9 protein-coding genes and 1 pseudogene are annotated in these 9,585 nt (G+C 73.0%); 3 read left to right on the forward strand and 7 right to left on the reverse strand.

What is annotated here, in order from left to right; all coding sequences use genetic code 11:
* Window positions 1-105: 105 nt before the first annotated feature.
* Together ABZT03_RS41530 and ABZT03_RS41535 are read right to left on the reverse strand one after the other, a co-directional pair.
* Window positions 106-501: a hypothetical protein gene (locus ABZT03_RS41530; RefSeq protein WP_356049077.1), complete on the reverse strand. Its 396-nt coding sequence runs from the start codon at window positions 499-501 to the stop codon at window positions 106-108.
* Window positions 498-785: a hypothetical protein gene (locus ABZT03_RS41535; protein WP_356049079.1), complete on the reverse strand. Its 288-nt coding sequence runs from the start codon at window positions 783-785 to the stop codon at window positions 498-500. The genes ABZT03_RS41530 and ABZT03_RS41535 overlap by 4 nt, the downstream gene beginning before the upstream one ends.
* Window positions 786-979: 194 nt before the next feature.
* Here ABZT03_RS41535 and ABZT03_RS41540 point away from each other — a divergent pair, with 194 nt between their 5' ends.
* Both ABZT03_RS41540 and ABZT03_RS41545 read left to right on the forward strand, forming a co-directional pair.
* Window positions 980-1,837: a MoxR family ATPase gene (locus tag ABZT03_RS41540; RefSeq protein ID WP_356049096.1), complete on the forward strand. Its 858-nt coding sequence runs from the start codon at window positions 980-982 to the stop codon at window positions 1,835-1,837.
* Window positions 1,834-3,192 carry a VWA domain-containing protein gene (locus tag ABZT03_RS41545; protein ID WP_356049081.1) on the forward strand — a complete coding sequence of 453 codons (1,359 nt, stop codon included), beginning with the start codon at window positions 1,834-1,836 and terminating at the stop codon, window positions 3,190-3,192. The genes ABZT03_RS41540 and ABZT03_RS41545 overlap by 4 nt, the downstream gene beginning before the upstream one ends.
* Window positions 3,193-3,375: 183 nt before the next feature.
* On the opposite strand, the gene ABZT03_RS41550 is transcribed toward ABZT03_RS41545, so the two are convergent.
* From ABZT03_RS41550 to ABZT03_RS41565, 4 genes are all read right to left on the reverse strand, one after another.
* Window positions 3,376-3,741: a cupin domain-containing protein gene (locus ABZT03_RS41550; protein ID WP_356049085.1), complete on the reverse strand. Its 366-nt coding sequence runs from the start codon at window positions 3,739-3,741 to the stop codon at window positions 3,376-3,378.
* A gap of 158 nt (window positions 3,742-3,899) precedes the next feature.
* Complete coding sequence (locus ABZT03_RS41555) at window positions 3,900-4,904, reverse strand: pyridoxal-phosphate dependent enzyme (RefSeq protein WP_356049086.1); 1,005 nt, start codon at window positions 4,902-4,904, stop codon at window positions 3,900-3,902.
* Complete coding sequence (locus ABZT03_RS41560) at window positions 4,901-5,632, reverse strand: PAS domain-containing protein (protein ID WP_356049088.1); 732 nt, start codon at window positions 5,630-5,632, stop codon at window positions 4,901-4,903. The genes ABZT03_RS41555 and ABZT03_RS41560 overlap by 4 nt, the downstream gene beginning before the upstream one ends.
* Window positions 5,633-5,672: 40 nt before the next feature.
* Window positions 5,673-7,745, reverse strand: coding sequence for a molybdopterin cofactor-binding domain-containing protein (locus ABZT03_RS41565; RefSeq protein WP_356049089.1), 2,073 nt, complete (start codon window positions 7,743-7,745; stop codon window positions 5,673-5,675).
* A 175-nt stretch (window positions 7,746-7,920) separates the two neighbouring features.
* Between ABZT03_RS41565 and ABZT03_RS41570 the strand changes: the two genes are divergently transcribed.
* A complete protein-coding gene (locus ABZT03_RS41570) occupies window positions 7,921-9,183 on the forward strand; it encodes a DUF3533 domain-containing protein (protein WP_356049094.1) in 1,263 nt (420 codons plus the stop codon).
* Between the two features lie 27 nt (window positions 9,184-9,210).
* On the opposite strand, the pseudogene ABZT03_RS41575 reads toward ABZT03_RS41570, so the two are convergent.
* Window positions 9,211-9,375: pseudogene (locus tag ABZT03_RS41575) on the reverse strand (pirin family protein); the annotation flags it as partial.
* Window positions 9,376-9,585: the final 210 nt, after the last annotated feature.

Here is a 9,585-nt window from a genome sequence, read left to right on the forward strand (position 1 = left end):
GGGGGAGCGGACGGACAATGTGGGTGACGGGTCCGGTGATGGACTCGTTCGCGGTCGGGAGGTCGTGAGCCGCGGCTGGTGTCCCCGGGATCGGGCGGCGGGCCGTCACGGGTTCCAGTAGGTCGAGAGGGATCCGATGAAAGCCGCCCCCGCGGTGAGCAGGACGAGCTGGGTGACGGCGGCGGTCCAGAGGCGGCAGGCGACGGCCACGCCGACGGTGACCGCCTCGACCCTCCACAGGAACAGCACGCAACTCCGCTGATAAGAGGCGCCGTTGGGGTCCATCATGCCGGGGTAACCCAGCCAGTCCTCGGTGAAGACGCCCTCGGTGCCCAGCAGCAGGATCGCCGTGACGAGGAGGAGGTCGGCGACGACGAACGCGGCGGTGACGGCGCCGTCGGCCTGCCGGTGCCGCCGGGACCGCCGTAGGAGCCGCTGGAGCGGTCCCGGCGCCGACGGGCCGGAGCCTGACGGGTCCTCGGTCCGTACGAAACCGCTCATGACGGCTCCGGAGTGGCGGCCCGCCACGGGCTGACACCGAGCCTGCCCGTGGTGCCGAGGTCGAGCCCGCCGTCCGGCGTCACGAGAAGCGGGAGCGCGCCGGGCTCAGGCAGCAGCGTGCCGTCGACGCACACACCCGCGGTCACGGACGGGCCGGACGCCGGGGCGCCGGACCCCGGTGCCGCGCCGGTGCCGGCACGGTCGCTGCGGCGGCCCGCCGGGCCGAGAACGCCCGCGCGGGCGAGAGCCGGCGTCATCGCCCGGCGATCACTGGTTCTGCGCATACCCCGAGTCGATCAAGCACGGCCCCCCAGGGCAGTGACGGAGGCCACACCTCCGGTCACAGCCCTGTCACAGCTCCCGGGGAGGGGCGCCCCTTCCCCCGGAACGGAACGCGTGACAGCTGGGGTGAACAAGCGCTTAGATAGTGACTCCGCACAAGGTCGGAGTCGGCCGCGCCGAGCTGGAGGCCCCGTTGCTGTTCACATCCGTCGACGACGTCTCCGCACGGCTCGCCGAGGCCGGTTACCTCGCCTCGCCCGCCGTCGCCACCACCGTCTTCCTCGCCGACCGCCTCGGCAAGCCGCTCCTGGTGGAGGGCCCCGCGGGCGTCGGCAAGACGGAACTCGCCAAGGCCGTCGCCGAGGTCGCGGGGGCCCGGCTGGTCCGGCTCCAGTGCTACGAGGGCGTCGACGAGTCCCGGGCGCTGTACGAGTGGAACCACGCCAAGCAGTTGCTGCGGATCAGCGCGGGCCGCGACGAGACCTGGGACGAGGCCCGCACCGACATCTTCAGCGAGGAGTTCCTGCTCCCCCGCCCGCTGCTCACCGCCATCCGCGGGGACGAGCCCAAGGTCCTGCTGATCGACGAGACCGACAAGGCGGACGTCGAGGTCGAGGGACTGCTCCTGGAGGTGCTCAGCGACTTCCAGATCACGGTGCCCGAGCTGGGCACCGTCACCGCGACCCGCCGCCCCTTCGTCGTGCTGACCTCCAACGCGAGCCGCGAACTGTCGGAGGCCCTGCGCCGCCGCTGCCTCTTCCTGCACATCGGGTTCCCCGAGGAGGAGCTGGAGCGCCGGATCGTACGGCTGAAGGTGCCGGCCCTGGATGAGGCGCTGGCCGCGTCGGTGGTCCGCGTGGTCGGGGCGCTGCGTGCCCTGGACCTGCGCAAGGCGCCGTCGGTCGCCGAGACCGTGGACTGGGCGCGCACGCTGCTCGCGCTCGGCGCCGACACCCTGGACGAGACCGTCGTACGCGACAGCCTGGGCGTACTCCTCAAGCATCAGGACGACATCCTCAAGGCAGCCGCCAAGCTCGACCTGGAGGCTCTGTGACCACACCCTCGGAGGTCACCGCCCGGCTGACCGGGTTCGCCGCCGCGCTCCGCTCGCACGGCGTCCGCGTCGGCACCGGCGAGACCGTCGACGCGGCGCGGGCGGTGGCGGCCCTCGGGCTGGCCGACCGGGAGCTGCTGCGCGAGGGACTGGCGGCGACACTCCTGCACACCACGGAGCAACGGTCGGTGTTCGACCCGGTCTTCGACCTGTACTTCCCGCAGCGCGTCGGCGTCGACGGCGCAGGACCCGCCGACCGCGAGGACCTGCGGAACCGGCTCGCGGCCGCCCTCGCCGCCGACGACGCGGCCCTGCTGGGCCGGCTCGCCGTGGAGGCGGTCGACGGTTTCGGCGGCTACGGCTCCACCCCGGGATCGGACGGCTGGTCGTCGTACCAGGCACTCGACCGGCTGCGGCCGCAGACCCTGCTGGCACGTGTACGCGACGGCCTGAGGGCTCAGGGCGCCGGTACGGGCTTCGCCGACCGGCTGCTGGAGGACGAGATCCGGCGGCGCATCGAGGCGTTCCGCGCGATGGTGGCCGCGGAGGCCAGGCGCCGGGTCGCCGAACGGCGCGGCCGTGACGAGATCGCCCGGCGGGCGGTGGCACCCACGGCCGACCGGGTCGACTTCCTGTTCGCGGGCAAGGCCCAACTGGCCGAGTTGCGCCGGACCGTGCAGCCGCTGGCGCGCAAGCTCGCCACCCGGCTCGCCGCCCGCCGCCGCCGGGCCGCCCGCGGCAGCATCGACCTGCGGCGCACCCTGCGCGGCTCCCTGTCGACGGGTGGGGTGCCGATGCGCCCGGTGCTGCGCAGGCGGCGTCCCGTCCGGCCCGAACTGGTGCTGCTGTGCGACGTGTCGGGCTCCGTGTCCGGCTTCTCCGACTTCACGATGCTGCTGGTGCAGGCGCTGCACGACCAGTTCAGCAAGGTGCGCGTGTTCGCCTTCGTCAACCGGATCGACGAGGTGACCCGGCTGCTCGTGCACGGCGCGGCCGACCCGGAGGGGCTCGGGGCGCGCATCCGGGCGGAGGCGACCCTCACCGGCTGGCACGGGAGCAGTGACTACGGCGTCGCGCTGGGCGAGTTCGCGGAGCGCTACGAGGCGGCGGTGGGCCCGCGCACCACCGTGTTCGTGCTCGGCGACGCCCGTACGAACATGAGCGACCCGAACCTGCCGGCGCTGCGCCGCATCGCCGAACGGGCCCGCCGCGTCTACTGGTTGAACCCCGAGCAGCGTGCGCAGTGGGGCACGGGCGACTCCGCCGCGCCCGTCTACGCCGACCTGGTCGAGATGCACGAGTGCCGCAACGCACGACAGCTCGGCGCGCTCGTCACGCGCCTGCTGCCGGTCTGAGACGTAGGCGGTATTCGGCACGCGGTATTCGGTACGCGGTATCGAGTACGCGCCCTTCGGTATGCAGTGTGCGATGTGCGGTATACGCCCTGCGGTATGCAATACACGTTGTCGCGTATGTTGCCGACGCGCCGCCGCCGACGAGGTGCGGTCAAGACGCGGGTTCCCGCCGCGTTCGCCCCCTCAGCCGTCGTCCGCCTTCGCGTAGTCCTGTGCCATGGCTCCCGCGAAGTCGTGGACCACGCACTGCTCGTCGCCGACGATCCAGGCGTCATGGCCCGGCGGGATCACGAAGACGTCGCCGGGGCCGAGCTCTCCTTCGCCGCCGTCGTCCATGCGGACGTGCATACGGCCTTCCACCACATAGCCGTTGTGGTGGATCGCGCAGCTGTCGGTCCCCGCGATGGGGCCCACCGACTCGCTCCAGCGCCAGCCGGGCTCGAAGGTGGCCACGGCGAAGTCCAGTCCGCTCATGTGGACCGCCTCGATGTGGCCCCGCGGGAAGTCCCGCCGCTCGTCCGGCTTGTCGAGCGTCTTCACCTCGAACATGACCGCTCTCCCTTCCAGCCGTGTACGGCACGGCCGGGGCCGCCTCCGTCGCCCGGCCGCCCCACGCGGCATCGACGGGGCCCGGCCCCACCACTCCATCGTCCGCCCGTCCACCCCGGACGGCCATTCGGGTGACGGAGGCCGTGCCGGCCGCCCCCTCAGCCGTTCCCGCTCCCGCCCGGGCCGGCACCGCCGCCTCCGCAGATGAGGGCGAACCGCTCCGCGTCGATGTTGCCGCCCGAAACGATCACGCCGACGCGCGGCGGGAGAGGGCCCGCCCGGCCGGACAGCAGGGCCGCGAGCGGGGTGGCCCCGCTGGGTTCCACGACGATCTTCAGCCGCTCGAAGACGAACCGCATCGCGTCCCTGATCTCGTCGTCGGACACCAGCACGATGTCGTCGACCAGCCTCCGGTTCACGGAGAAGGTGAGCTCTCCGGGGATGTCGACGGCCTGTCCGTCGGCGATGGTGCGCGGCACGGGGACGCTGACCCGGCGCCCGGCCGCGAGGGACCTCCTGGTGTCGTCGCCGGCCTCCGGTTCGACCCCGGTCACCCGGATCCCGGGGTGCAGTCCCTTGGCCGCCGTGGCGCTCCCGGCGATCAGCCCACCGCCGCCGACCGGCACGAACAGAGCACCCAACTCCCCTGTTTCCTCCAGCAGTTCGAGTGCCGCGGTGCCCTGCCCTGCGATGACGTCGGGGTGCTCGTAGGGCGGGATGAGTTCGAGGCCCCGTTCGGCGGCCAGCGCCTGGGCGACGGCGGCCCGGTCCTCGGTGTAGCGGTCGTACGTCACGATCTCGGCGCCGTAGCCCGCGGTGGCCTCGCGCTTGGAACGCGGGGTGTCCTCGGGCATGACGATCACCGCGGTGGTGCCCAGCTCCCGGGCCGCCAGGGCGACGGCCTGGGCGTGGTTGCCCGAGGAGTAGGCGGCGATGCCACGGGTGAGCTGCTCCGGCGTGAGGCGGGCGGCCGCGTGGTAGGCGCCGCGGAACTTGAAGGCGCCGATGCGCTGGAAGTTCTCGCACTTGAGGTGTACTTCGGCGCCGACGAGGCCGTCGAGGGTGCGGGAGCGCAGTACCGGGGTGCGGTGGGCGACACCCCCGATGCGGGCGGCGGCCGCACGGATGTCGTCCAGGGTGACCGGTGGTGGGGTGGTCGTCACGCGGGTCCTTTGTCGGAGGTCGGGGCGCCGGTGGCGCGGGACTGGGCGAGGTAGTTGTAGGCGGAGGCGCGGGAGATGCCGAGCCGGGCGGCGACCTGCTCGACCGCGCGCCGGACGGCGAACACGCCGTGTTCGTCCAGGCCGCGGAAGAGGTCGAGGCGCCGGGCGCGGTCGAGTGCCGCCCAGGTCTGGTTCTGCCGGAGCAGGTGGGCGTCGAGGAGGGCGTCCACCACGGAGTCGATGTCGTTGCCGAAGGTGGTGACCGGGGGTTCGGCGGGGCCGGGAGCGAGGCCGGCGAGGGCGCCGATCAGGGCGTGGGCCTCGGTGACCGCGCCGACGTCGAGGTTCACGCAGAGCGCGCCGAACACGGTGCCCGTCGAGTCGCGAAGGACCATCGTGGACGACTTGACCAGCTTGCCGGACCCGGTGCGGGTGAGGTAGTTGAGGTCGTCGCCCGCGTCGTCGCCGCGACCGAGGATGCGCAGGCCGATCTCGCTCATCGCCCCGCCGACGGCCCGTCCGGTCACCGTGCCGGCGACGGCGACCACCGAGTTCTCGGGCCGCCGGTAGTCGTGGAGGACCACCTCGCACACCGGGCCGAACGTCGCCGCGATCCCCGCCGCGACGGGGGTCAGCGCGGCGAGGATCGCATCCCGCTCGGCGTCCGCGCCCGCGCCGCCCCCCGGCTCCCGGTCCGCGTCGCCGTGCGCGTCCACCGCCACCGCCATGGCTCTCGTTCCCTCTCCTGGCCGCAATGATGGGCTAAGACTAACAGTCCAGACACTGGACCAACAGTCCAGAAGTCTGCCTGGGCCCGTGGGGTCCGGATGCGGTCCGGGGCCTTGACGACCGTGATGTTACCGGTAACATCACTGACAGCGGGGCGTGCCGTTGGCGGGCGTAGCGGAAATCGGTGAAGCTGCTCTCGCGCACCGCGCCCCGGTCGATGTGCAGCCCGGCCCGCAGCACGGTGGAGATGCCGTCGACGGCGGTGCCCATGAGCTGGGCCTCGAGTCCACGCGGATTGACCGCGGTTCCGACGTCGGCCGCCATCACCACGCGGGTGACGCGGGGGTTCTTCGGGTCCTCGGCGTCGATCTCGACCAGGCAGGCCACGCAGGAGTCGTACTCCTCGTGGACGGCCATCCCCTGGGCGTGGCCGCCGGGCATGGTCCGGCCCCAGTGCCCGGCGCCGGCGGCCTTGTCGAGCACGGCTCGGACGGCCTTGCTGCGGAGCGTGGCGCGGCGGAAGGCGACGGGGTCCCGGCCGAGGCTCGCCGCGATCTCGTCCACGACGATCTCCTCGGCGGTGCGGGTCGTCCCGGAGTCGACCGACCGCCACGCGCCGAGGGGCATCGCCAGTTCGACGGAGCCCCAGTCGCCGGACAGCCGGCCGAAGTTGTACAGGCCGCTGTCGCTGGGCAGTGGCCGCGCGGTGGCGCGCACCCCGCCCTGGGCGGACGCGCCCGCTCCGTCGTACGACTCGCTCACCGAGGCCGTCGCGTGGGCGAAGGCCACCACTCGGCCCCGGGAGAGGCTGGCGCGGATCCGGTGCTGGGAGGCGGGCCGCATCCGGCCGTGCCGCAGGTCGTCGGCTCGGCTCCACATCAGCTTCACCGGTTGCTTCGCGGCCCGGGATATCAGGGCCGCTTCGAGCGCCGCGTCGTGGTTCAGCCGCCGCCCGAACGAGCCGCCGCCCCGCACGACATGGACCCGCACCTTCGACTCCGGCAGTCCGATCGCGTCGGCGATCGCGGCGCGGGCGTCCATCGGGGCCTGCGAGGAGAACCAGATCTCGGCGCGGTGGGCGCGCACGTCCGCCACCGCGGTCAGCACCTCCATCGGGGCGTGGCTGACGAAGGCGAACGCGAACTCCCCGCCGACCTGCGTCGATCCGCTCGGTGGCGGGCCCAGCGGGGGCAGGGCGGCCAGCAGCCGGTAGCGGATGGCGACGTCGGACAGTCCGGCCAGCGGGCCCGGCGCCCAGGTGACGTGCAGCGCGTCCCTCGCCTTGAGCGCGTGGTAGAAGGTCTCCGCCACGACGGCGACCCCGCCGTCCACCCTGACGACGGCGTGCACTCCGGGCATCGCGCGGGCGGCCCGGTCGTCGACCGAGACGACCTTCCCGCCGAGCGTCGGCGGCCGGGCCACCACGGTCGGCCGGGCGCCCGCGACCGTGAGGTCCCCGGTGTAGCGGGCCGTGCCGGTGACGATGTCCCGGGCGTCGATCCGGGTCGCCGGCCGTCCGATCACCCGGTGCCGGGAGGCCGGTTTGGGCTTGCTCGACACGGCCGGCCGGCGGATCCGGGCGGCGTCGGCCGTGAGGGAGCCGAAGGTGGCCGTGCGCCCGTCCGGGGCGATCACGAGGGTGTCCCGGGTCCGCAGTCCGGACGCGGGCAGGTGCCAGCGGCGGGCGGCCGCGGTCACCAGCCGGGCGCGGGCGGTGGCGGCGAGCCGGCGGGCCGGGCCGTAGAGCGAACTCACCGAACTGGAGCCGCCGGTGTACTGGTTGCCCTTCCTGCGGGCCTCGGCGAGCGGCACGTCCACGTCGGCGAGCCGGGCGTCGAGTTCCTCGGCGATCATCATGGCGACGGCGGTGGTGACGCCCTGGCCGACCTCGACCCGCGGCAGCCGTACGACGATCCTGTTGGCCGCGGTGACCTCCAGGACCAGCATCTCCTCGTCGGTGCCGGTCACCAGGACGTCCGACGGCTCCGCGCCCGGCGTCCGCTCGGCGCCCGCCGCCGCCGACGTGTCGCAGCCGAGCGGCGCCGCGACGGTCAGGGTGGTCGCGGCGAGGGAGTAGACCACGAACTTCCGGCGGGACAGCTGGGATGCCAACGGACGCTCCTTCGCGAACACGCGGTCGATTCGACTGATAGGAGGTTTCCGCGCCGCCCAGGGTTGCCTCGGCGGGCCCGCGCGTCCACGGTCGTGTCGTTGCCCTCCACCGCCGTACGGCACGCGGATGATCGCCAGCACACGCCCGCCGCACCCCGACCCCCTACGGAGAACCATGGCCGACGCCCGCCCCCAGGCCACTGCCGCCGTGCTGCTGCGCCGGCCCAAACTGTGGCTGGTGCCCACGATCCTGACCGGGCTGCTCGCCCTGCTGCTGTCGCTGCTCTACATGGGCGGCATCGTCAACCCGCAACGCGACCTGCACGACCTGCCGATCGCGCTGCTCAACTCCGACAGGGGCGCGCCTCCGGCGGGTCAGCGGCAGAACCTCGGCACGCAGATCGTGCGGGCCGTCACCGCCGGGGCCGCGGGCGGCAAGGCCGAGTGGCGCACTCTCACCCTCGCGCAGGCGCAGGACGAACTGGACTCCGGCAAGGTCTACGGCGCGCTGGTGGTCCCGCCGGACTTCACCGACTCCGTCACCGCGCTCACCACGACCGGGGCGACCGCACGCCCGTCCCTCACCGTGCTCACCAACCCCGGCAAGGGGAGCCTCGGTTCGTCCCTCGCCAGTCAGATCACGACGCAGGCGGCCCGGCAGGCGTCCCTGGACATCGGTAGGCAGCTCACCTCGGCGGCCACCCGGGCGAACGCGACGACGAAGGTGCTGCTCGCCGACCCGGTGACCGTCACCACCCGGCCTGGCCACCCGCTCGGCGACCACAGCGGCCTGGGGCTGACCGCGTTCTACTACACCCTGCTGCTCGTGCTGGCCGGCTTCCTCGGCGGCAACGTCATCAACAACGGCGTGGACACGTCGCTCGGTTACGCCGACAACGAGATCGGGCCCTGGCACACCCGGCTGCCCACCGTGCCGATCAACCGGAGGCAGACGCTGCTGCTGAAGATGGCGATGACCGCGGGCATCACCCTGCTCAGCGCGTCCCTGATCATGTTCGCCTGTGTCGTGCTGCTGGGGATGGACGCGACCCGTCTGCCGCTGCTGTGGATCTACTCCTACTGCGCGGCCCTCGCGGTGGGCCTCGGGGTGCAGGCCATCAACGCCGCCTTCGGCGGGATCGGCCAGCTGGTGTCCATGTTCGTGTTCATCGTGCTGGGGCTGCCGTCCTCGGGCGCCACCGTCCCGCTCCAGGCGGTCCCCGGGTTCTACCGCTTCCTGTCCCATTTCGAGCCGATGCGGCAGCTCAGCGACGGGGTGCGTGCCATCCTCTACTTCGACGCGCGCGGCGACGCCGGTCTCACCCGGGCCTGGACCATGATCGCGGTCGGCGCCGCCCTCGCCCTGCTCTTCGGCTTCGGGATGACCGCCTACTACGACCGCCGGGGCCACCGGCGGCTGACCCCGCAGCCCGTGTGAGCGACCGCCTCTCCCCCCGCGGGAGGGTCAGCGCACCCGGCCGCGCGGCTTCAGCGCCCCCGCGGGGAGCGGCGGAGCGGGCAGCGGGGCGCCGTCGTAGCCCTTGACCTCGCCGAAGCGCGTCCCCGTCGTCCAGTCCTCACGGGCCTGTTCGATCTCCTGCTGGGTGCGTCCGATCCAGTTCCAGAACATAGCTGGCCCTCTGCGCATGTTCGCAGGTCAGCGGCGATCTGAGGCTCTGGCGGCCAGCAAACTGTCAGCATCGGGCGTATGGGGTCAGCAGGTCATGCCTTCGGTTGTGTTGAAGCGTGGGATGGGTTCGTTTTTTAAGGAGTGTGGGCATCCGCGGTCGCGGTGGTCGAAGTGTCCTCATCTCTACAAGATCCGTTACCGGGCGGCGGG

This window comes from Streptomyces sp. NPDC005574, assembly GCF_040605435.1.
Taxonomy (GTDB): Bacteria; Actinomycetota; Actinomycetes; order Streptomycetales; family Streptomycetaceae; genus Streptomyces.

Excerpts from the sequence above, each read along its gene's own strand:
- ABZT03_RS41530 (WP_356049077.1), bottom strand. The coding sequence starts at position 501 with ATGAGCGGTTTCGTACGGACCGAGGACCCGTCAGGCTCCGGCCCGTCG.
- ABZT03_RS41560 (WP_356049088.1), bottom strand. The coding sequence starts at position 5,632 with ATGGCGGTGGCGGTGGACGCGCACGGCGACGCGGACCGGGAGCCGGGG.
- ABZT03_RS41570 (WP_356049094.1), top strand. The coding sequence starts at position 7,921 with ATGGCCGACGCCCGCCCCCAGGCCACTGCCGCCGTGCTGCTGCGCCGG.
- ABZT03_RS41535 (WP_356049079.1), bottom strand. The coding sequence starts at position 785 with ATGCGCAGAACCAGTGATCGCCGGGCGATGACGCCGGCTCTCGCCCGC.
- ABZT03_RS41550 (WP_356049085.1), bottom strand. The coding sequence starts at position 3,741 with ATGTTCGAGGTGAAGACGCTCGACAAGCCGGACGAGCGGCGGGACTTC.